15 protein-coding genes are annotated in these 22,815 nt (G+C 42.5%); 4 read left to right on the top strand and 11 right to left on the bottom strand.

Annotated elements, in window-relative coordinates; translation table 11 throughout:
- Nucleotides 1-10 precede the first annotated feature (10 nt).
- The gene (gene aceE, locus FD729_RS03755) at nucleotides 11-2,683 is read right to left on the bottom strand and encodes a pyruvate dehydrogenase (acetyl-transferring), homodimeric type (RefSeq protein WP_159931951.1); all 2,673 of its coding nucleotides are present in this window, start codon (nucleotides 2,681-2,683) and stop codon (nucleotides 11-13) included.
- 1,956 nt (nucleotides 2,684-4,639) lie between these two features.
- On the opposite strand from aceE, the gene nadC reads away from it, so the two are divergent.
- From nadC to yacG, 4 genes are all read left to right on the top strand, one after another.
- Entirely contained in the window at nucleotides 4,640-5,542 is a 903-nt protein-coding gene (gene nadC, locus FD729_RS03750) for a carboxylating nicotinate-nucleotide diphosphorylase (RefSeq protein ID WP_159931950.1), read from the top strand.
- 1,464 nt (nucleotides 5,543-7,006) lie between these two features.
- Nucleotides 7,007-7,675, top strand: a complete 669-nt coding sequence (gene coaE / locus FD729_RS03745; protein WP_236421736.1) for a dephospho-CoA kinase — start codon at nucleotides 7,007-7,009, stop codon at nucleotides 7,673-7,675.
- A complete protein-coding gene (zapD, locus tag FD729_RS03740; RefSeq protein WP_159931949.1) occupies nucleotides 7,672-8,421 on the top strand; it encodes a cell division protein ZapD in 750 nt (249 codons plus the stop codon). Before coaE ends, zapD begins: the two co-directional genes overlap by 4 nt.
- A gap of 8 nt (nucleotides 8,422-8,429) precedes the next feature.
- The gene (yacG, locus tag FD729_RS03735; RefSeq protein WP_159931948.1) at nucleotides 8,430-8,609 is read left to right on the top strand and encodes a DNA gyrase inhibitor YacG; all 180 of its coding nucleotides are present in this window, start codon (nucleotides 8,430-8,432) and stop codon (nucleotides 8,607-8,609) included.
- 486 nt (nucleotides 8,610-9,095) lie between these two features.
- On the opposite strand, the gene secA is transcribed toward yacG, so the two are convergent.
- The 10 genes from secA to murD all read right to left on the bottom strand — a co-directional run bounded on the left by secA (nucleotide 9,096) and on the right by murD (nucleotide 22,814).
- Nucleotides 9,096-11,804: a preprotein translocase subunit SecA gene (gene secA, locus FD729_RS03730; RefSeq protein ID WP_159931947.1), complete on the bottom strand. Its 2,709-nt coding sequence runs from the start codon at nucleotides 11,802-11,804 to the stop codon at nucleotides 9,096-9,098.
- Nucleotides 11,805-12,560: 756 nt separating this feature from the next.
- A complete protein-coding gene (gene lpxC, locus FD729_RS03725; protein WP_159931946.1) occupies nucleotides 12,561-13,478 on the bottom strand; it encodes a UDP-3-O-acyl-N-acetylglucosamine deacetylase in 918 nt (305 codons plus the stop codon).
- A gap of 101 nt (nucleotides 13,479-13,579) precedes the next feature.
- Nucleotides 13,580-14,737, bottom strand: a complete 1,158-nt coding sequence (gene ftsZ / locus FD729_RS03720; RefSeq protein ID WP_159931945.1) for a cell division protein FtsZ — start codon at nucleotides 14,735-14,737, stop codon at nucleotides 13,580-13,582.
- A 72-nt stretch (nucleotides 14,738-14,809) separates the two neighbouring features.
- The gene (ftsA, locus tag FD729_RS03715; protein ID WP_159931944.1) at nucleotides 14,810-16,072 is read right to left on the bottom strand and encodes a cell division protein FtsA; all 1,263 of its coding nucleotides are present in this window, start codon (nucleotides 16,070-16,072) and stop codon (nucleotides 14,810-14,812) included.
- 26 nt (nucleotides 16,073-16,098) lie between these two features.
- A complete protein-coding gene (gene ftsQ, locus FD729_RS03710) occupies nucleotides 16,099-16,914 on the bottom strand; it encodes a cell division protein FtsQ (RefSeq protein WP_159931943.1) in 816 nt (271 codons plus the stop codon).
- 1 nt (nucleotide 16,915) lies between these two features.
- Nucleotides 16,916-17,161, bottom strand: coding sequence for a hypothetical protein (locus FD729_RS03705; protein WP_159931942.1), 246 nt, complete (start codon nucleotides 17,159-17,161; stop codon nucleotides 16,916-16,918).
- A gap of 507 nt (nucleotides 17,162-17,668) precedes the next feature.
- The gene (gene murC, locus FD729_RS03700; RefSeq protein WP_159931941.1) at nucleotides 17,669-19,144 is read right to left on the bottom strand and encodes a UDP-N-acetylmuramate--L-alanine ligase; all 1,476 of its coding nucleotides are present in this window, start codon (nucleotides 19,142-19,144) and stop codon (nucleotides 17,669-17,671) included.
- Nucleotides 19,145-19,213: 69 nt separating this feature from the next.
- Nucleotides 19,214-20,272 carry an undecaprenyldiphospho-muramoylpentapeptide beta-N-acetylglucosaminyltransferase gene (gene murG / locus FD729_RS03695; RefSeq protein WP_159931940.1) on the bottom strand — a complete coding sequence of 353 codons (1,059 nt, stop codon included), beginning with the start codon at nucleotides 20,270-20,272 and terminating at the stop codon, nucleotides 19,214-19,216.
- Nucleotides 20,272-21,495, bottom strand: a complete 1,224-nt coding sequence (gene ftsW, locus FD729_RS03690; RefSeq protein ID WP_159931939.1) for a cell division protein FtsW — start codon at nucleotides 21,493-21,495, stop codon at nucleotides 20,272-20,274. Before ftsW ends, murG begins: the two co-directional genes overlap by 1 nt.
- Nucleotides 21,495-22,814 (bottom strand): UDP-N-acetylmuramoyl-L-alanine--D-glutamate ligase, encoded by a 1,320-nt coding sequence (gene murD / locus FD729_RS03685; protein ID WP_159931938.1) that lies wholly within the window; start codon nucleotides 22,812-22,814, stop codon nucleotides 21,495-21,497. Before murD ends, ftsW begins: the two co-directional genes overlap by 1 nt.
- Between the last annotated feature and the right edge of the window lies 1 nt (nucleotide 22,815).

Here is a 22,815-nt window from a genome sequence, read left to right as displayed (position 1 = left end):
CTCTTACCCCTTAAGCCCGCCGCGGATTAACTTTATCGGCATCGATGTCGAATTTAGATATTGCATCAGCTACTACTTTCTTATCGATCTTATTAAGTTTAGCCAGAGCGCCTAGCGCAGCGACTACTACATAGGAGGCATCTACTTCAAAGTGGTGACGTAAGTTTTCTCGGCTGTCAGAACAGCCAAAACCGTCAGTACCTAATACTCTGTAATCACTGGCCGGAATATAGCTGCGAACTTGCTCAGCAAACAGCTTCATGTAGTCGGTAGATGCTATCGCAGGAGCGTCATTCATCACCTTAGCAATATAAGGCACGCACTCTTCTTCTGTTGGATGCAACATATTCCAGCGCTCGCAATCCTGACCATCTCTCGCTAGCTCAGTGAATGAGGTAACACTATACACATCGGAGCCGATACTGAAATCTTTTGCTAAGATCTGCGCCGCGTCACGTACGTGACGTAGGATAGAGCCTGATCCCAGCAGCTGTACCTTATTACTTTTGCTACCTTCTACAGTTTCCAGCTTATAAATGCCCTTACGAATACCCTCTTCAGAGCCTGCTGGCATTGCCGGCATATGGTAGTTTTCATTCAGTGTAGTAATGTAATAGTAAATATTCTCCTGTGCTTCTCCGTACATACGCACTAGACCGTCATGCATGATAACCGCTACTTCGTATGCATACGCCGGATCATAAGAGATACAGTTTGGGATGGTCAGCGACTGAATATGGCTTTGACCATCTTCGTGCTGTAAACCTTCACCGTTCAGTGTGGTGCGACCAGAAGTACCGCCAACCAAGAATCCGCGTGCTTGTTGATCGCCTGCTAACCACATTAGGTCGCCAATACGCTGAAAACCAAACATAGAGTAGTAGATGTAGAATGGGATCATCGGTAGGTTACTAGTACTGTAAGAGGTTGCTGCAGCTAACCAAGATGAACCTGCACCCAACTCGTTGATTCCTTCCTGTAGAATCTGGCCTTTTTCGTATTCTTTATAATAAGCAACTTGCTCACGGTCCTGAGGCGTATACTGCTGGCCGTTGGGACTATAGATGCCAATCTGACGGAACAGACCCTCCATACCAAAGGTACGAGCTTCATCTGCGAGGATAGGAACAAGACGATCTTTGATAGACTTGTTCTTAAGCATTATGTTCAAAACGCGCACGAAAGCGATTGTGGTTGAAATTTCTTTACTCTGTTCTGCCAGTAGCGATTTAAAGTCTTCTAGCTTTGGAATTTCTAGCTTTTCAGTGAATTTCGACTGACGGGTCGGCAGATAACCACCGAGCTTTTCTCGCTGTGTATGCAGGTAATTGTATTCTTCGGAACCTTTCTCTAAAATGACATAAGGTAGTTTTTCTAGTATGTCATCGGAAACTGGTACATTGAAGCGATTCCGGATATATTGAATACCATCCATATTCATCTTCTTGACTTGATGCGCAATATTTTTTCCTTCCGCAGTGTCGCCCATACCATAACCTTTAATGGTATGAGCCAAAATTACCGTCGGCTGACCTTTAGTGTCTTGTGCTTTCCTTAGTGCAGCATAAATTTTTTTCGGATCGTGACCGCCGCGATTAAGGGCGAAGATTTCTTCATCTGACCAATCTTTGACTAAGTCTGCTGTTTCTCGATATTTACCGAAAAAATGCTCCCTTACATAAGCACCATCACGAGATTTAAAGGTCTGATAGTCTCCGTCGACGGTTTCGTTCATTAGCTGGATCAGCTTACTACTGGTATCTTTCTTTAGCAGTGAGTCCCAACGCCCTCCCCAGATTACTTTGATTACATTCCAGCCAGCACCAGAAAAAATTCCTTCTAATTCATTTATAATCTTGCCATTTCCTGTCACTGGTCCATCTAAACGCTGTAAATTACAGTTGATGATGAACACTAGGTTATCCAGTTTTTCACGGGTTGCAATAGTGATCGCTCCTTTGGATTCTGGCTCGTCCATTTCTCCATCCCCCAGGAAAGCATAAACGGTCTGTTCAGAAGTATCTTTTAATCCGCGGTATTTAAGATATTTTAAAAATTTTGCTTGATAGATGGCGTTTAAGGGACCAAGGCCCATAGAAACGGTCGGAAATTGCCAGAAATCAGGCATTAGTTTCGGGTGCGGATAGGACGAAAGACCATTGCCGTGAACTTCTTGACGAAAGTTGTTCATCTGTTCTTCAGTGAGACGTCCTTCAAGGAAGGCACGTGAATAAATACCTGGTGATATGTGACCTTGGAAGTAAACTAGATCACCTCCATCTTTATCGTTGGGTGCCCGGAAAAAATGGTTAAAGCATACTTCATAAATAGTCGCAGAGGACTGAAATGAAGAAAGATGACCCCCTAGCTCCAAATTTTTTTTTGAAGCGCGTAATACTGACATGATGGCATTCCAACGAATTGCGGAACGGATACGACTTTCTAGCTTCATGTTACCTGGATACTCTGGTTCCTCCTCAACATCAATAGAATTGATATAATTGCTGACAACGTTGTTACCGCCTGATAAAATCTTGATCCCGCTTTTACGGGCTGCGCTCAACACCTGATCAATCAGATATCGCGCACGCTCAACACCTTCTTCACGAATGACCGATTCAAGCGCCTGCAGCCAGTCACGAGTTTCGAGCGGGTCCACGTCATTTTGTAAACGTTCTGGCATGGGGGGTATTCCTCATTTTTTTATCTAAATCGTGGAATTCTCTGAAACCTGTTCCCTGTACCCTATCTTACTTATCGAAGCAAAAGAGATAAGATCGTCTAAGATATCCGCGTGTTATTCTTTTGTGCTGTGTGTTACGTTTCATTAACGTTGCCATAAGTAACTTAGTAGGAATTCACGAATAATCTACTCTCATGTCTGTCGGCAATATTTCGATGCATAAGGTTAAATAAGAAGCCAAAGTCTCATGCGTTTGTTCAGTATTAATGATCACAATTGCCTCGAAAATACTAGTGTAGTAACTGTGATTTTTGCCTTTCTATAATTGAGAAAGGCAAAAATCTATATAAGTCAGGATCACTTCTAGCGTATGGTGCGCTTATAACAGATCAAATTGAGATTCTGGAACTTAATAATTATACTGACAAACGGATAGTCCTAGCCCTAACCTTGACAAGGATGATACTTAAACGAAATCTCCCCGTCCTAATTGCTCAGCAGTAAACATCTTGCTTAAAAAATTTTATACATTCACACAGTGCAGAATGTAAGACATGAAATTGGTCGGCAAATTTATGCTCCGGAAGAAGAGGTGTTCTTGAAAAGAAACGCATCTTCCCTTTCATGAAAAAAGATTTAAGATGTTAATCAATTACAGCAGGAAAGCTTAAATTTACAAATTTTACTCAGGTAAGCACTTTTCCTTTCTTAAATATCAGTTAGTAAGATACTATCCAGTGTAAATTAGTGATAGTAATTCTAAAAAATTGGTCCTAAAAGTAACAAAATACTCACTTTATGTCTATATGACAGCAATAACAATTGATACCAAACAAAATTCTTTAAATTATTAATTTAATTATAAAAAATTCTATCTTAAATGCTTTTTTTTAAACCCTACAGATTTTGTTAAATATTATCTTATGCAGCGTTAGGCACTTAACTATTTTTGTGTAGCACATGACTTATTAAAGTGAATGTATTATTAATTACATCTTCTTAAATAACTTAAAATTTCTTGCATAATGTCATTTTAGTTTTCCATTATTTAAAGTGTTAGAGATCTTTGCATCATTCTATTTAATTGTTTCTGGATGCTATGGAGAAGTCAAGAAGTCCTATTAAAGGTAACCATCAGTAGCCTTTAAAGGCACATGGTAGTTTTTAATCGAATGATTTTGAAAAAATTATGACATCAATCTATGATGTTTGCATTCTGCGGTGATTAAATAATCCGTTACGATTAAATCAAAAATAGACAATTCAGAGCAAAGTATTTCCATAACGAGGTTCTCCTACCTGCCTATTATTATGCCTCACAACAATTTACGAACGCATTTGTTTTACAGTAATTACAAATAATTATTTGAAAATTGATCTTCGATCAATATCGAAAAAACATTAACTGAATACAGGCAAAATTATATTTTGATGCTCACTTTTTAGCTGTAAAGTTTTATTTACATAGTCTTCACCATGTATTACTTTACCTAAATAGTCTAAAATAAAGAGAATGAAAAAATAGGTAAAAATAAGCCAGTTGCCGCAGGGGTCGTTAGATTGACACACTAGCGTCTTCTAGACAAAACAGTATAAGTAATCGATTTAACTCCTATGCACAAAGTCAGCTGATCAACATCTACAAACTATTGAATAGCATACCTTAATAAAGGCGCTTAATTGTTGGAAACTTGATTAAAATAAGGATCTGCTAATTGATTAATATTAGTCAACCACTATCATTCTACATATATACTGTTTTCCTTTAACAAGGACCAAGTAAAGCTGGCATTATTTGGTCGCGCCTTTTGTTATCTCATGCCACCGTATAGATAATACAATACAGTAAAATTAAGAACATTAAACATACAATACAACTTCTGCTGTTGAGACAGAATAAATTGGAATTATTTTGACAACCTCATCGTTTTTATGATTATGGGGAGTAATAGTACTATGATCAGCCGTCATTACGATGCAGCTAACCGTCTCAAAGTGCTGATAGCACGCATTGAAGAAGATATCCCTGCTACAGTTATACGCGCATTACAGGAAGATTTAGGGGGCGGCGAAATTAATGTTGATCGTGATATCACCGCACAGTTACTTTCAGAAGCTACCCAAGCGTACGCACAGGTCATCACCCGTGAAGCAGGTATTTTTTGTGGTAAACGCTGGGTGGAAGAAGTATTTAACCAACTTGGCACTCACATCATCTTGAGCTGGCAGGTGGAAGATTGCGACAGCATTATACCTGATCAATTGCTGTTCACTCTGAATGGTCCTGCTCGTTGCTTGCTTACCGCGGAACGTACAGTTTTAAATTTCATCCAAATGCTTTCAGGAGTAGCAACAGAGACAAATCGATATGTGAAGCTACTTAAAGGTAGCAAAACTCAGCTTCTAGATACTCGTAAAACACTACCAGGACTGCGCACGGCTTTAAAATATGCCGTATTGTGCGGTGGTGGCGTAAATCACCGTCTTGATCTCTCCGACGCCTTTTTAATCAAAGAAAACCATATTATTGCAAGTGGTTCTATCAAGCAAGCGGTGGAAAAAGCGTCCTGGCTACATCCAAACGTACCGATTGAAGTAGAAGTTGAATCGCTGGTAGAACTGGAACAAGCGCTAGCGGTGGGTGCCGACATTATTATGCTGGATAATTTTACGTTCGACGAGATACGTACCGCCGTAGCATATACTGAGGGACGAGCACAACTTGAAGTCTCTGGCAACGTTACAGAAGTGACATTGCCGCAAATTGCACAGTCCGGCGTTGATTATGTTTCTGTCGGCGCTCTCACTAAAAACATTTGCGCACTCGACATCTCAATGCGCTTTATTACCAAACTATAATCCTCGATAGCCGTACAGTGGTATACAGCGTTTTATGAGTTACGTTGGTATGAATTTTTTCTTTCACTGAAACTATAATAGTTATTACATATTCTTATTAAGAATAAATGGACTTGTTATTGGTTTTACTTCCTTATATTTTTACTTCATCATTTTTGTTAGAGCATGATGATATCATAGATAAAATATCAGGTATTTTTATTTTAAAATTAATTAGTATGTTGAAACTCGTGCGGAGATAATCTGTATCCTCACTCACAGCGATCAATTTAACAAAGTACCATGCTGACGAAGAAAAGGAATCATACAAGCAGCTTGTGAGATTTATCTTTATTAGCGCTTAGCATGATTAAGCTGACATATTAGAAAAGCGTAAACACACTTACAGTTAAACTAATATTAGTATCATAAGAAGTGTCGTTTTTGCAGTATATGCATTGCATTCAGGCAGTAGTGAAAAGTTAAAACAGCTGTTTTTTTTCTTTTCACCTCACTCAGCTGGTGGAAGTAGAATACACCAGTAAAATACTGGATGTGTTGTATCCTCTTCTGCTCATTCATCCTACTAGGGTAAAAGCTACCTAATAAACTCTAATTCCAGTCACCTGCTCACACCAAAAAGTGTGATATTCTTTACACTTTACAACTACCTTAGTGCGTTAAATCAACTAAAAATAAACGTTATCATTGATCTTAAATGTATTACTCAATCTAAATCGATTGCTCAATATTACGCGTCCTGCGATACCAATTTTTACCTAATTATACTAGGTAAGATCTATATATAGAACGGTATAGATTAGTAATCTAGTGTTATCAACAACATTTTATATCAACTTGATAGCGAAGAAATTAATACAGCTACGGCAGATGATAATATCCAATACCTGCTGGACTTGGCGGTGTAATTGATTATAACGTGGCACTGGTATTCGTTATTCTTACCCGGGCCGTCCGCACAGATAATAGTGCAGTTTCTTCCTGAGATTTTTGGGTTTGGTAGATATAGTGCAGAAACCAGTATTTAAAATTTAGATATTCATCCTGTATACTTATTAGTACACTCAACTACCGTATATCAATGGGGATAACCAATATCAATTTTTACGCGTGTATATGCATGCACTAAATCAGTTTTATACCAACCTGTCTCGAAGAAAACTTGTGTATAGCATACGCTTAACATAATAAAAGTGCACCATTCAACATGAAAAAGGATTTCAATGTCTAAAGAATATTTTTGGAGAAAAAAATATCTTTAAACCCTATTCAAATATTCTTTTATCACGTATAAAAACGCGCACTAATTAATTGTGCCTAAAAAAATTTAGGTAATGTTTACGGTTTTATTGCACTGCATAATGATACTTAACATTTACCTTACGATAGTACTGCAAATGTAGCTTTATTTAAGCTACAATTATTCAAGCTGAAGTCTGATAAATTTGTCTGAGAATTTTTATTGTGAGCATACACAATTCGGCTCCCTCCGGTGTAACTAAGAGGGTGATATACCCCTATACTGTGGCGTTGACCGGTGGAATCGGTAGCGGGAAAAGCACGATTGCTAAGGCTTTCGAGTCTTTGGGTGTGCCTCTTATCGATGCAGATATTATTGCGCGTAAAATAGTTAAACCTGGATCATCAACACTGCAAAGGATCACAAAACGTTATGGCAACTTCATTCTGACCGATCAAGGTTTCCTGAATCGAGGACGAATGAGAGAGATGATTTTTAATCAACCTGAAGAAAAAGCTTGGTTGGATACCTTGCTTCATCCTCTGATTCACGCTTGTACGCAGCAACTCAAAGCGTTGATAAAAGCACCCTATGTTCTATGGGTTGTGCCGCTGTTGGTAGAGAATAAACTTCAGTGCCAAGCTGATCGCGTGCTAGTAATCGACGTAGACGAAATTACACAGATTACGCGCACCATACAACGCGATATCATCGATCTTCAGCAGGCTAAAAATATTTTAGCTGCTCAGGCGACGCGCGATGCGCGTCTAGCTGTAGCTGACGATGTCATTAATAACATCGGCGAGCTCAATAAAGCACTGTCACAGGTTGCCGAACTGCATCAGCGCTATTTGGCACTGGCGGCGGGTGACTTAACAGGATTAACGCCATGAGTACAGTCGTTTTATTTGAACACCCTCTAAATGAAAAAATGCGCACTTGGCTTCGCTTTGAGTTTCTGATCCAACAGCTACACGAAACCATGCGCATTACCCATACAGGCGCCGCACTGAATTTTTTCCGTATCATGAGCGAACTGTTAGATATTTTCGAGCGTGGTGATATGCGTACTGATCTCATAAAGGAGATAGAACGCCAGCAACAAAAACTGCGCTCCTGGGCTGATGTACCCGGTGTTAATGTCGCAGTAGTCGATGCACTACACGAAAAGCTAAGAACACAGACCGTTCATCTTAATAGAGCACCACGTATGGGTCGTCAACTACGTGAAGATCGACTTATCTCTTCAGTACGCCAAAGACTTAATATTCCAGGAGGATGCTGTAGTTTTGATTTACCTGGACTTCATATCTGGTTGCATCAGCCCCAGGAAGTGCGAGATCGACAGGTTACGACTTGGCTAGAAACACTAGAACCGCTAAATCAGAGTCTGGCAATAATCCTAGACCTGATTCGTCAGTCAGGTACGTTTCGCCATCAGACAAGCTTGAATGGTTTTTATCAGGACAATGTAGAGGACGCAGATTTGTTACGGTTACAACTACATCTGGAAGATGCGCTTTATCCTCAAGTTTCCGGCCATAAGAGTCGTTATGCGATCCGTTTTCTGCCACTCTACAACGAATGTGGCGAAGTGCAAGTCCCTATGCAACTTAATTTTGAATTAGCATGTTGTTAGAGGTAGTGATGCAAAATGAATTTTTGACTGTTCCGTGTCCACGCTGCTATAAAAATGTGATTTGGAATGAGTTTATTCCATGGCGGCCATTTTGTAGCAAACGCTGTCAGCTAATCGATTTGGGCGAATGGGTGATAGAAGATAAGCGTATTTTCAGCAAATGCGATAAAATTAACAGTGACGATTAGGGTAGAGAGCATGAGACTAATATCAGCCAGCTTCATACATACCTAACTCTAAAGGCTGACTTGTAATCAAATCTGCTATCAAAGTGAATTTGATAGATGTGGGGTTTTGCGCTACTCAGTACTAGAGATAGTGTGGTGCTGTCTCTCATTCCAACGCTTTGATTTTTTAACTTTTCACTAAAAAAACTTAGCCAGATGCACAGCAACGCACAGATCTTCAAGATATACGCTTGTGGTAATTTCCGACCTCAATACTCTACATGGAAACTTCTCATGTATTTAACTATAGTTACAAACCCGCCTGTTGTTCAGCTAGCCAAGAAGGTCTATTATTTGGTGTTATAGGTAATGGCAACCACCTGAAAACACACTTCGTGAAATTTTATGTCCAACAAGTTGTGTAACTTACACTAATCTCTAAAAAAGCATGCTTTCTTAAGGATTGCTTAACCCATGGAATTTAAAGTTATTTTTCCTAGGTATCTGTCATCCCAGTCTCCCATGACACTGTTTATATTTTTTGCCAGAGCTACACGGACAAGGTTCGTTACGTCCTACTTTATGATCTCCGTTTTGTACTACCAGCAAATCTACTGGAGTTTCATCGTTAATGTGATTAAGTTGCCGTTGCGCCAGATCTAGATACTGAGTATCGGTGGTGATATACTGCTGCTTCATTGCTTTTATCTCTTGCGGAACACGTACTTGAACTTTATTCAGGGTGCTCACTACTTCATACTTTAGATATTCTAGCATAGTTGCAAACATAGAAAATGATTCCCGCTTATACTCCTGTTTCGGATCTTTCTGCGCATAGCCGCGTAGTTGGATACCTTGACGTAGGTAGTCCATAGCTGCCAGATGTTCTTTCCACAATGAATCTAGTGTCTGTAGCATTACGCCTTTTTCCAATTTGCGCATCATTTCAGCACCAATAATCTCTTCTTTGCTGTCGTATTTTTCACGTGCGCGTGTCATGATGCGATCGTATATCGTCTCTTCAGAAAGAGAAGGCTCCTTATTCAGCCACTCAGCGATTGGTAAATCAAGATAGAGGTCTTTACGTAGACGCTCTTCCAAACCTGCTATGTCCCATATTTCTTCTAGAGAGTGAGGTGGAATATAGTGATTGATGGTTGCTTTGAATACGTCCTCGCGAATGCTATTGATGGTTTCGCTCACGTCGGAAACATTAAGCAGTTCGTTACGCTGATTGTAAATGACACGACGCTGATCGTTCGCGACGTCGTCATACTCCAGTAATTGCTTACGAATATCAAAGTTACGGCTTTCTACCTTACGCTGCGCATTAGCGATTGCTTTAGTTACCCAAGGATGCTCGATGGCTTCGCCAGGCTTCATACCTAATTTACGCATCATATTAGAGACGCGGTCTGAGGTAAAGATACGCATTAGCGCATCTTCCATTGACAGATAGAAACGAGAAGAACCAGCATCGCCCTGACGCCCAGCGCGGCCACGTAGCTGGTTGTCAATCCGACGAGATTCATGGCGTTCGGTACCGATAATATGAAGACCGCCTGCGTTTAATACCGTATTATAACGTACCTGCCACGCATTTTTAATCGCTTCAATTTGCTTTTCAGTTGGTTCTATTAACTTAGCAACTTCTGCATGCCAGCTGCCACCTAGCACAATATCGGTACCACGGCCTGCCATATTGGTAGCGATGGTGACTGTACCGGGCTGACCAGCTTGCGCTATAATATCTGCTTCACGAGCGTGGAACTTAGCGTTTAACACATTGTGTTTGATTCCTACACGCGTTAACTCTTTAGAGACTACTTCCGATTTCTCTATAGAAATAGTACCTACTAGAACCGGCTGACCTTTTGCAATACGCTTACGAATATCTTCAATAATCGCGTCAATCTTCTCTTTTTCTGTCATATAAACCAGATCGGGCAGATCTTGACGCACCATCGGACGGTTGGTAGGTACCACAATAGTATCGCGCTTATAGATAAGGTTGAACTCAAACGCTTCAGTATCTGCTGTACCGGTCATACCGGCCAGCTTCTCATAAAGACGGAAGTAGTTTTGAAAGGTAATAGAAGCTAGCGTTTGGTTCTCATTCTGAATCTCCACGCCCTCTTTTGCTTCCACCGCCTGGTGTAAACCATCAGACCAGCGACGACCGTGCATAGTACGTCCAGTGTGCTCGTCAACGATGACCACCTCGCCATCTTTCACAATATAGTCTACGTCACGCATAAAGAGCGCATGAGCACGTAAAGCCGCAGTAACGTGATGCATTAAAATGATGTTATTTGTTGAGTATAGTAATGCATCATGATCCATAATGCCTTTGCTAACTAGCAACTCTTCTAATTTAACTAGACCACGCTCGGTCATATGTACCTGACGTGTTTTTTCATCAACCCAGAAATCTCCTTTACCCTGAAATGTGTCAGAATCTTCTTTCTCTTGACGTGCTAGATTTGGAATAATGTCATTGACCTTCAAATAGAGCTCAGAACTATCCTCAGCTGGCCCAGAAATAATCAGCGGCGTACGTGCTTCATCAATTAATATAGAGTCTACTTCATCTATCAGAGCATAGTGTAACTTGCGCTGTACACGCGCTTCCGGGCTAAAAGCCATGTTATCACGTAGATAGTCAAAACCATATTCATTGTTAGTACCATAGGTAATATCCGATGCGTAGGCTGCACGTTTTGCCGCAGATGACATACCCTGTAGATTAATGCCAACACTCAGACCAAGGAATTCAAATAGCGGGCGGTTGTTTTCTGCATCACGTTGCGCCAAATAGTCATTAACGGTCACGACGTGCACTCCTTTGCCAGTCAAAGCATTCAGATAGGCCGGTAGCGTCGCAGTCAGAGTTTTACCTTCACCAGTACGCATTTCTGCAATACAGCAATCATTGAGCACCATGCCGCCGATCAACTGTACATCAAAGTGGCGCATACCAAAAACGCGTTTACTTGCTTCGCGTACGGTAGCAAAAGCTTCCGAAATTAGGCTTTCTAGCGATTCTCCCTTTTGTAACCGTTCGCGAAACTCGTGGCTTTTTGTCTTCAGATCTTTGTCTGAGAGTTTCTCAAAATCCACTTCCATTTTATTAATAACGTCTACAGTTTTACGCATACGGCGTAAAGTACGATCGTTACTGCTGCCAAATAATTTTGTTAATAACTTGATTAACATGAAAAAAATCTCAATTCAACCGCCTCTTGGTTACTGGGATAATGGAAAAGGTATTTAAAAAAGTATTTCGGACAAGTTCGTACCTGGTCCAACTCGGTCTGTATGGGTTTTACTACTCCGATCAAGCAGTAATAAAAGTACGATAACGTGAATGTAAAGGCGGATGATAAAGGTGCAAAAAGCATACTGATACCAATAATCAATAGTAAAAATAGGAAGGCATATTGTTTTTTTTGCCTACACAGTAGATGATCAAAATGTGCAGCATTATCGGTAAATAAGCCACTGGAAGTTGATTTAGATGAAGTGCTGGGCTTGAGTAAGCCTCGTGCACAAACGGGCAAGCTGAAGCTGGACCCCACTATCCCCCCCAGGAGATGAATCCAGAAACAGCGCCTGCCTACTTGTTGCCAGCGTAAAAAAAATCCGATCACAAATATTCCGTTGCGAATCAACAATCGCATTTTTGTTAGTGGGTTACCACCTATCACGAGATAAGATACTCATCTTTTTAAAAGTGCCTGCACGATATTAGCATCAATGTAGAGTTGCCACATCAGTGTATTTAATGTATCTAAGGCAGCTTTAAGCTAAAATTTGAGCATTTATCTAGTATTTCAACAGCATTGTATCTTTTGTTACGATACATTGTGTGGATTTTCAATCCTTTAAAAGGATATAATAAGAAACAGCCAGTGCCGCTGAACGGGTAGGTATCGTCAGCATACCCAGCCATTTAATAATATTCCAGGTCCATTAAGCCAAAACCAGATTTGGCGTCTTGAATGTCAGTGGCAGCTCAGCTTCGTCTTCGAAGGTGGCCCATTCCCAAGCTTCATCCTTAGCCAAAACTGACTGCAGCAGCTTATTATTTAATGCATGACCTGCTTTAAACGCGGTAAATGCACCAATAATATTGTGTCCGCACATAAACAGATCACCGATCGCGTCGAGCATTTTATGACGAACAAATTCATCTTCAAAACGCAAGCCTTCTTCGTTCAACACGCGGAAATCATCAAGGCCAATAGCACAATCCAGACTACCGCCCAAGCATAAACCTTGAGATTGCAGGTATTCGATTTCACGCATAAAGCCAAATGTACGGGCACGACTAATTTGACGCACAAAGGATTCGGCAGAAAAGTTCAGCTGATAACGCTGAGAGCTGGAATCAATCGCCGGATGATCGAAATCAATAATAAAATCAAGAGAAAAGCCGTTATATGGTTTAATCTCTGCCCACTTTTCCCCATCTTCTACACGAACTGCTTGCTTAACGCGCACAAATTTTTTCACGCTATTAAGTTGTTCAACTCCCGCATCCATTAGAAGATAGATAAAAGGTGCACCGCTGCCGTCCATAATAGGAACTTCGGGTGCATTAACTTCAACAATAACGTTGTCGATTCCTAAGCCAGCTAGAGCGGCATTCAAATGCTCAACTGTTGAAATACGTACACCTTCATCATTCACCAGACATGTACTCAGCATGGTGTCGCGCACATACTTTGCATCAGCCGGAAACTCAACCGGTAGATTCAAATCAGTACGACGATAGATGACCCCGGTATTTGCCTGTGCAGGGCGTAATGTTAGCGTAACTTTTTTACCGGTATGTAACCCTACACCGGTCGCCTGAACAATACGTTTTAATGTCCTTTGTTTGATCATCGTATTATCTCGCAATATCACCCATCCGACCGCTAGTATACTTTACCGACGGGAGGACAATTTAGCACAAAGAGCGAAGAATTCTAATCCTCAGGTAATTCTTAATCAGCTTGCTTACGCAAAAATGCTGGAATATCAAGGTAATCAGCAGGCTCTTTATTCGACTGCACGTTCTGATTATTTACCACCTTAGGCGATGGAGTTTGCTCCTTTGGCAGTGGCAGCATACCATGCTGTTGGTAGGGGTGGTCTACAACAGACTGGCAGGAAGGCTTATTAGTTACCATTGTCATTTCTGGTCTATTATCCATACCGATACCGGTTGCTACCACGGTAACGCGCAGTTCGTCGTTCATCTCTGGATGTAGAGAAGTACCGATCACTACAGTCGCGTTGTCGGAAGCAAAAGTGCGTATTGTGTTACCTACGGTTTCGAATTCATCTAAACGCAAATCAAATCCCGCAGTAATATTGACAAGTACGCCACGTGCTCCAGAAAGATCAATATCTTCTAGAAGAGGACTTGAAATTGCTATTTCTGCTGATTCTTCTGCGCGGTCTTCACCACAGGCGACGCCAGAACCCATCATGGCATATCCCATTTCGGACATAACGGCACGCACATCAGCAAAGTCGACGTTCATCAGTCCTGGGCGGGTAATAAGCTCAGCTATGCCCTGTACCGCGCCTTTTAATACATCATTCGCCGCGCCGAAGGCATCAAGCAGAGAGATACCGCGGCCAAGCACTTTAAGCAATTTATCGTTAGGAATAGTAATCAGCGAGTCTACATGCTTCGATAGCTCAGCAATGCCTTGTTCAGCAAACGCCATACGCTTTTTACCTTCGAAATCAAATGGTTTAGTCACTACGGCGACTGTTAAAATGCTCAAGTCTTTAGCTATTTCTGCTACTACTGGCGCAGCGCCGGTACCAGTACCGCCGCCCATACCAGCAGCAATAAACACCATATCTGATCCCTCTAGAGCAGAACATAGTGCTTCGCGATCCTCTTCTGCGGATGTACGACCTACTTCCGGATTTGCACCTGCGCCCAACCCTTTGGTAATACTAGTACCGATCTGGATAGTTTGACCAACAGCTGTTTTACGTAAAGCCTGTGCATCGGTGTTTACAGCAAAAAACTCCACACCTTCGATACGTTCACGTACCATGTGCTCTACAGCGTTACCACCTCCGCCACCGACGCCGATGACTTTAATCACCGCCTCATTGGTTAATTTCATCGGTTCAACCATGATTTTTCTCCGTTATGTGCCTATTAACTGGAGACCATAAATAATAATGTCAGAATAGTCTCCTTTCAAAAATTAAAATTCTTTTTTCAACCAGCTATTGATTCTCTTGAACCAGTTTCCTACTGATGTGCGGTTCCCTGTTGCTATATTTCTATTCATATGCATACGAGACTCCCTGCCATAATGTAGCAACCCAACTGCAGTTGAGTAATAAGGTTTCTGAGCGTCATCGATCAATCCCGTAATATTCATCGGGTACCCAATACGCACCTGTGTGTAAAATACACGTTGCGCACAGTCAACTAGTCCTTCAATCTGTGCTGCACCGCCAGTTAATACCACCCCCGCTGCTAGATAGCGCTTGACACTCTGCTGACATAATTGTCCCTGTAGCTGCTGAATCTCATCATTGACTAGGTTCAGCAATTCGGTGTAACGTGGCTCGATCACTTCGGCCAACATCTGTCGTTGCAAACTGCGTATGGGACGTCCGCCTATGCTAGGTATTTCGATAGTGTCACCTTTGCTAACTAGCGAACCTAGCGCACAGCCATAGCGTATTTTAACAGCTTCTGCATCTGTCTGTGGTGTTCCGAAAGCATAAGCGATATCACTAGTCACCACATTCCCCGCATAAGGGATAACTTTAGTATGGCGAAGTGCACCACCTGTATAGACTGTAATATCCATTGTACCGCCACCAACGTCGATAACACATACTCCGATCTCACGTTCATCCTCTGTTAGTACAGCGAAGCTAGACGCTAGGCCGGCAAAAATCAGTTGATCGACTTTTACTCCACAAAGTTCAACAGCTTTAACGATATTTTTTACCATATCATTATGACATGTAATCAGATGGACTTTTGCCTTCATACGAACGCCAGTCAATCCAACCGGATTCTTAATGCCTTCCTGATCATCGATAGCGTATTCTTGAGGAATAACATGCAGGATGCGGTGCTCATCACGCACACGTACTGACTTCGCAGTGTGTACAACATTTTCTACATCATCTTTAGTCACTTCTTCTTCGCAAATCGGTACTATCCCTATTTCATTCTGACAGCTGATATGTTTGCCTGATAACGCAAGGTAAACGGATGAAATTCGGCAATTCGCCATAATTTCGGCTTGATTAATAGCACATTGCACGCACTTCACCACCGACTCCAGATCATTAACACCACCTTTGTCCATACCACGAGACGGGTAACTGCCCACCCCAATAATGTTGACCATACCATCGGGCAGAACTTCCCCAACCAAGGCGGCGACCTTCACAGTGCCCACTTCAAGTCCTACTATCAGTTTTGTGTCCGTTGCCTTGATCATTTATTAGCCTGTGCCTAATTCTATTACTAATTACTATCCTGCAGCTCCACAGGTTCTACAGGTACTGGAATCCAGCCCACGGCTGCTCCAGATGCGTATCGCAAATCAACATAACTGAGACGTTTGTGATCGTTCTTCCCCTGCTGCTGTAACACTGAATAAATTTCAGTAAATCGTTTCAGACGTTTCATAGTCTCGTCACGCCCTAGCTCTATACGTATATCGTCACTGGTGACTAATTGCCATGACCTCCGCGCTGTCATCGATGCTACCTTTAGGATAAGCTTATTAGCTTTTAGCAAGTTGTTCATACTGTGGTAACCTACCAACACCTCTTTCTCGCTCCCTTCTGGGCCGTATAGCATCGGCATGGTCTCTTTACTGAAATGGCGGACGGGCACGCTGAAGGAAATACCCTCTGAATCTACCATATGCAAATCATTCCAACGTGCCATCGGCACATACTCTACCAAATGGATCTTCAGTTTGTCCGGCCACTGTTTGCGCACGCTAACCTGTTTAATCCACGGGAGCCTTTTAATCTGTTTCTGGATAACATTTATATCCTGTGATATAAATGTTCCCGGTGTACCTGATGCCAAAATAGCTTGGCGAATATCATTGTCAGTGGTGTAATGGGTTTCACAAGTCACTATCAGCCGTGAATCAGGTAGCCGTAATAAGTTGTTCATCCACTTTAGTATTAGCAGTCCACTAAAAATCATGATCCCGATTACTATCAGTAAAAAAAAGATGTCAAAGAGCTTTGTTCCATTGTTACGTTGTTTTCTCTCCTGCTCCTGAGATTCGGTGTGCCTTACGTTCAGTGCCGCTTGTGACATATCAGTTAGCCAGCTCCAGAATATACTTTATTAAACAGGAGATGCTTATCATATCTTCCATAGCGACTGTTAGCACAGAGCTATGACTAGTCATGATTGGTACCTCTACCTCAGGTAGCTGAAAATTACCTCTACTGCCCGGTATCGTACTTAAGCTTCTCCACATGCTACCGCTCAGCACGCGCCATACTTTCGTCACCAGCTGCAGATTCACTGCCAGAGCTGTGTTTAATTCAGTTATGAACAAATACTCCGTATAATCAGATATATATAGCTCCATAGTTGTATAACTAGCTATTAATTTAAATAATTATCAACATTAGACTCTACTTTCCTATGTTGTGAACTGTGTACTCTACACAACAAAGAAAAACTTCGATGAAAAGGTTTTTCATATGACTGGATGCTATATTCAGCGCTGCTCAGCAGCGAATCGAACTTAAAACTAACACTAAAGCGTGAGTATTTACCGCTAGACTCAAAGTAGAGTAGCAATTTGAGACGCTCCATGGGGTCACAAATTTTCGCCTTTAGATCTACCTGGTATAATTGAATCAACATCCAGGAAAAATTCCCATAAAGCAAACCATACTCTCGTCAAATAGGCTCGCTGCGTAGCTTCCTTATGATGATAGCTGACGTCATCGCCTACAGATAGCAGCAGCATCATTAAAAACCTATTTTTTCAGTATCATCAGTGCAAAAATATTGCATTTTGCTAATGTATTACTCTTGAAGACAGTGATTTTATCAATCATGACACTCTTTCCTCTATTTTACACTCAAACTGCAATTTACACTCCACCAGCTTACGTGCCACTTTACTGATGTTGCCAGCTCCCTGTACCAAAATTAGATCGTTGCCGGACAGTAAAGGTATCAATATTTCAGGTAGCGCATCATGCTCAGGCACCAGCACCGGATCTACCTGGCCGTGTTCGCGAATAGAACGGCACAGTGCTAGGCTATCTGCACCTGGAATCGGTCGCTCACCCGCGCAATAGACATCTAGCATTAATAACACGTCGACTTGTCCTAGTACGTTAGTAAAATCATCAAAAAGATCGCGAGTACGTGTATAACGATGTGGTTGAAAAATCATTAACAACTTTTTATCAGGCCATCCCGCACGTGCTGTCTTAATAGTAGCATCCACTTCGGTGGGATGATGGCCATAGTCATCTACTAAAATTGCTTTTCCTTCATTGCCATTTATTAAAGCTGTCGAAAATTCACCTAGCACGTCAAAACGACGCCCCGTGCCCTGGAAGTTTTCTAAAGCATGGAGTATCGCCCTATCATCAATTCCCTCTTCACTCGCTACCGCGACCGCTGCCGTAGCATTTAGTGCATTATGACGGCCCGGTGCGTTTAAAGTTATCTGTAGGGGTGGCTTGTTATGACGTACCAACCTAAAGCGTCCGAGTGCACCGCTCTGCTTATAGTGCTCAATGCGAACGTCAGCGTCTTCACTGAAACCGTAAGTTGTGATCTGACGCCCAATATGAGAGATGAGACTGCGGATCACTACATCGTCAATACACATCACTGCACGCCCATAGAACGGAAGGTTATGTAAAAAATTAATAAAAGTCTCCTTCAGGTTTGCGAAATCGCCCTGATAAGTATCCATATGGTCGGCTTCAATATTAGTCACGACTGCCACCATCGGCTGCAAATGTAGAAAAGAGGCGTCGCTCTCATCCGCTTCTACAATTAAGTAGCGGCTGCTGCCCAGACGCGCGTGCGTACCTGCAGCTTTAACTAGTCCGCCATTGATGAAAGTAGGATCTAGGCCTCCTTCAGCGTAAATACTTGATACCAAGGCAGTTGTGGTAGTTTTACCGTGCGTTCCAGCAATGGCGATCCCATAACGAAAACGCATCAGTTCCGCCAGCATCTCTGCGCGACGAATCACCGGAATACGCTGTTTAAACGCTGCAACCAGCTCGGGGTTATCCTGCATTACCGCACTGGAAACTACTACCACGCTGGCATTAGTTACGTTTTCCGGGCTATGGTTAAAATAGATCGTAGCACCTATAGACGCCAGATGCTGGGTCACCGCATTCTGTACCAGATCAGAACCACTAATATGGTAACCCTCATTTGCTAGCACCTCCGCGATACCCCCCATACCTGCACCGCCAATGCCGACGAAATGAATATGACGAACGCAACGCATCTCCGGTACAATTGAACGAAGTGCTGTTAGTTGTTTTGTATTCATTACTCTTAGTTACCTATTATCCTACGCTATACCTTTGCTAGCCTTTACCAACAAAGGTATAGTGATTTGTCACTTTGCAACGCGTGCTACTTCTAGAGCAACCCGTTCGGTTGCATCGAGAATAGCCTCCTGACGGGCTTTTACAGCCATATTAAATAGGATGGAACGGTCCCAGCGGGACAAAGTTTTCGATATAGCATCAGCGGTAAATTGCGATTGCTCAAAAATTTTAGCTGCTCCTGCTTTTTCCAGCGGCAGAGCATTCCAGTATTGCTGACGATCTTTGTGTTGAAACGGCACGAAAATTGCCGGTAATCCAGCGGCAGCAATTTCACTGACAGTTAGCGCACCAGATCGACAAACCACTATATCGGCCCAAGCGTAAGCAGCCGCCATATCACTAATAAATTCCGTTACCTTATGTTGAGGCTGACCCACCTTCTGATATGACTTAAGCACATCTAGTCGAGCACCGTTACCAGTCTGGTGCCATAGTATAATACTGTCTTGCAGCGCTGCTGCAACCTGCGGCAGCGTCTGATTTAGCACATGTGCGCCTTGGCTTCCTCCTACCACTAGCACACGTATCGGACCACTGCGGTTCGCGAAGCGCTGATCAGGAGGTAAAAGCCTTAGCACGTTAGGGCGTACCGGATTACCCACTACGTCTGCGTACGGAAACGCGCCTGGAAAAGCCTGCAACACTTTACTTGCAATATTCTCTAAGCATTTATTAGTAAACCCGGCAATTCTATTCTGTTCATGCAGTACTACGGGAACGCCGCAGCTCCAAGCCGCCAAGCAACCGGGTCCTGAAACATACCCGCCCATACCCAGCACAACATCAGGTTTCCACGCCCGTACAATGGTACGTGCTTGATACAATGCATTGAAAATTTGCATCGATGCTAACAACAGTGCTTTTAAGCCTTTATCTCGCAACCCATTGATGTGAATAAATTCTATATCAATAGCATGTTTTGGTACTAAATCTGCTTCCATCCTATCAATAGTACCAAGCCAGCGAACCTGCCACCCCTGCTCCATTAAATGATGAGCAACGGTTAGACCGGGGAACACATGACCACCCGTTCCTCCCGCCATCACCATCAAACGTTTTCCACTCATCAGGTACCTCGTGTAAACGCCTGCGCTTTGGTTAAGCGCGTCTCATAATCAATACGTAGTAAAAATACAATGGCAGTCGACATAATTAGTAGACTAGAGCCGCCGTAACTGACTAACGGCAGTGTTAGTCCTTTCGTTGGCAATATACCAGCTGCCGCACCGACGTTAACTAACGCCTGAAAACTGAACCATACTCCAATTGAACAAGCCAAAAAACCAGAAAAACACTGATGGATCTCTAGGGCTCGGCGGCCAATCGACATAGCACGAAAAGAAATGAAAAATACCATCAGTAAAGATATAACTACACCTATATACCCTAGTTCTTCACCAATGATAGAGAAAATAAAATCGGTATGCGCTTCCGGAAGATATTCTAATTTTTGTACTGAGTTTCCAAGCCCCTGACCCCAGAACGCACCACGTCCCAAAGCCATCAGTGATTGTGTCAACTGATAGCCACTACCGAAGGGATCTTCCCAAGGATTCCAGAAGGAGGTCACGCGGCGCATGCGGTAAGGTTCAGCAATAATCAGTAGTATTACCGCAAAAATGCCAGAGCCGATAATAGCTAAAAATTTCCACAATTTCGCCCCTGCTAAAAAAAGCATTGCTAGAGTTGTAACGAACAGAACTATTACAGTACCGAGATCTGGCTGTGCCAGCAGTAGTACTGCCATTACTACCATTACTCCCATTGGTTTACAAAAACCCCATAAATTATTGCGCACTTCTTCTACTTTACGCACTAGATAGTTAGCGAGATAACAGAATAGTGATAATTTTGATAGTTCAGCAGGCTGAATACTAAAAGGGCCGCAAGAGATCCAACGAGATGCACCGTTAATTGAACTACCGACCACCAGAACAATAAATAACATCACTATCGAAACTACTAGCATTGCATTACTGTGGCACTGCCAAAAATACATTGGCACGCGCAGTGTTACCGAGGCAATTCCAAGACCCATCAAGATATAAAAAGCATCACGCTTGGCAAAGTAAAAGGGATCATCATTCCAGTGCTGTCCTACTGGCATCGATGCTGAAGTCACCATTACGAAGCCTATGATCGCCAATCCAAAAGTCAACCATAATAAAGTACGGTCATAGAGAACTAGAACTGAGTCATCACTTTTACAGGCTCTTGTTACCCAGTCTTTTAGACGGATGCCAAGAAAAGTAAACAGATTGATAAGAAGTCTGACTTTAGAAATACACATTAGCCTAACTCCTTTGCCAATTGCGCGAAGCATTCACCACGTTGTTCAAAATTAAGGAATTGGTCAAGACTAGCACAGGCAGAAGACAGTAATACTATATCTCCAGGCTGAACCTGCAGTGCAATTAGAACCATTGCCTCCTTCATTGTCTCAGTTCGTACAGCATGGTTATCCGTACGCAATGCAGCCAGCACGTTACCATCTCGGCCAAAGCAGTAAAGGCGAACCTTTTCATCCTGCACATAGCGTGCCAAAGGTGAAAAATCGGCAGATTTCCCATCGCCGCCTAGTAGTAGCCACAAGTTACCTTTTACCTCTAAGGCGTTTAGTGCCGCTTGAGTACTACCGACGTTGGTAGCTTTCGAATCGTTGATCCAGCGCACGCCGTTAGATTCATAAACTAGCTGGAAGCGATGTGCTAATCCATTAAAATTAGAAAGCACCGCTAAGCTAGAAGCGCGCGGTAGAGCGACGGCATCTGCTAACGCTAGAGCCGCCAGCGCATTGGTATAGTTATGCTGGCCGATCAATTTCATATCCTTGGTATTCAGAACTTTTTCACCATTCACGTATAGACAGGTCGTGCCCTGCTCGCTATTGAGAGAATAGTCTGCGCACTTGATGCCAAAACTAATACAGCGCGTATCCATACCTTGTACTGGCATAGTTCTTGCGTCATCAGCATTCACAACACAGACCTGTGCATTTTCATAGATACGCAGTTTCGCAGCACGATATTGTTGTATGCCAAGAGGATAACGATCCATATGATCTGCAGTGACGTTGAGAATAGTGGCAGCTGCAGCTTTCAGGCTAAAAGTAATTTCCAGCTGAAAGCTGGAAAGCTCTAGCACATAAAGCTGTGAAGGCAATTTCAGCACCCTTAGTGCTGGCAGGCCTATATTGCCGCATACGTTAACTTGCCAGCCAGCATCACGCGCCATTTCACCTAGTAGCGTAGTTACCGTACTTTTACCATTCGAGCCAGTAATTGCTATAATCGGAACCTGTACTTCACGGCAAAAAAGCTCAATATCTCCAATTATTTCAATACCTTCTTGTGCAGCTTGATTTAATGCCGGATGAACTAGCGCGATACCAGGACTAGCTACAATAAGATCTGCCGTACGAAGCCAAGCTTTGTTAAGCCCCCCGGTATAATGCTCAATCTGCTGAGGTAACTTATCGAGTCCCGGAGGCAATATTCGAGTATCCATCACACGCGGCGTCACACCTTGAGATAAAAAAAAATCAACGCAAGAAAGTCCAGTCACGCCCATCCCTATAATAATAATTTTTCTATCTCGATAGTCAGCCATG

The sequence above is a fragment of the Pantoea sp. Nvir genome (genome assembly GCF_009829915.1).
In the GTDB taxonomy this organism is placed as follows: Bacteria; Pseudomonadota; Gammaproteobacteria; order Enterobacterales; family Enterobacteriaceae; genus Pantoea.
Note: the sequence above shows the minus strand (reverse complement) of the source record. Positions and strands in the feature narration are given on the sequence as shown.

Excerpts from the sequence above, each read along its gene's own strand:
- ftsQ (WP_159931943.1), bottom strand. The coding sequence starts at position 16,914 with ATGTCACAAGCGGCACTGAACGTAAGGCACACCGAATCTCAGGAGCAG.
- zapD (WP_159931949.1), top strand. The coding sequence starts at position 7,672 with ATGAGTACAGTCGTTTTATTTGAACACCCTCTAAATGAAAAAATGCGC.
- murG (WP_159931940.1), bottom strand. The coding sequence starts at position 20,272 with ATGAGTGGAAAACGTTTGATGGTGATGGCGGGAGGAACGGGTGGTCAT.
- lpxC (WP_159931946.1), bottom strand. The coding sequence starts at position 13,478 with ATGATCAAACAAAGGACATTAAAACGTATTGTTCAGGCGACCGGTGTA.
- nadC (WP_159931950.1), top strand. The coding sequence starts at position 4,640 with ATGATCAGCCGTCATTACGATGCAGCTAACCGTCTCAAAGTGCTGATA.
- ftsA (WP_159931944.1), bottom strand. The coding sequence starts at position 16,072 with ATGATCAAGGCAACGGACACAAAACTGATAGTAGGACTTGAAGTGGGC.
- ftsW (WP_159931939.1), bottom strand. The coding sequence starts at position 21,495 with ATGTGTATTTCTAAAGTCAGACTTCTTATCAATCTGTTTACTTTTCTT.
- murD (WP_159931938.1), bottom strand. The coding sequence starts at position 22,814 with ATGGCTGACTATCGAGATAGAAAAATTATTATTATAGGGATGGGCGTG.
- aceE (WP_159931951.1), bottom strand. The coding sequence starts at position 2,683 with ATGCCAGAACGTTTACAAAATGACGTGGACCCGCTCGAAACTCGTGAC.
- yacG (WP_159931948.1), top strand. The coding sequence starts at position 8,430 with ATGCAAAATGAATTTTTGACTGTTCCGTGTCCACGCTGCTATAAAAAT.
- ftsZ (WP_159931945.1), bottom strand. The coding sequence starts at position 14,737 with ATGGTTGAACCGATGAAATTAACCAATGAGGCGGTGATTAAAGTCATC.
- secA (WP_159931947.1), bottom strand. The coding sequence starts at position 11,804 with ATGTTAATCAAGTTATTAACAAAATTATTTGGCAGCAGTAACGATCGT.
- murC (WP_159931941.1), bottom strand. The coding sequence starts at position 19,144 with ATGAATACAAAACAACTAACAGCACTTCGTTCAATTGTACCGGAGATG.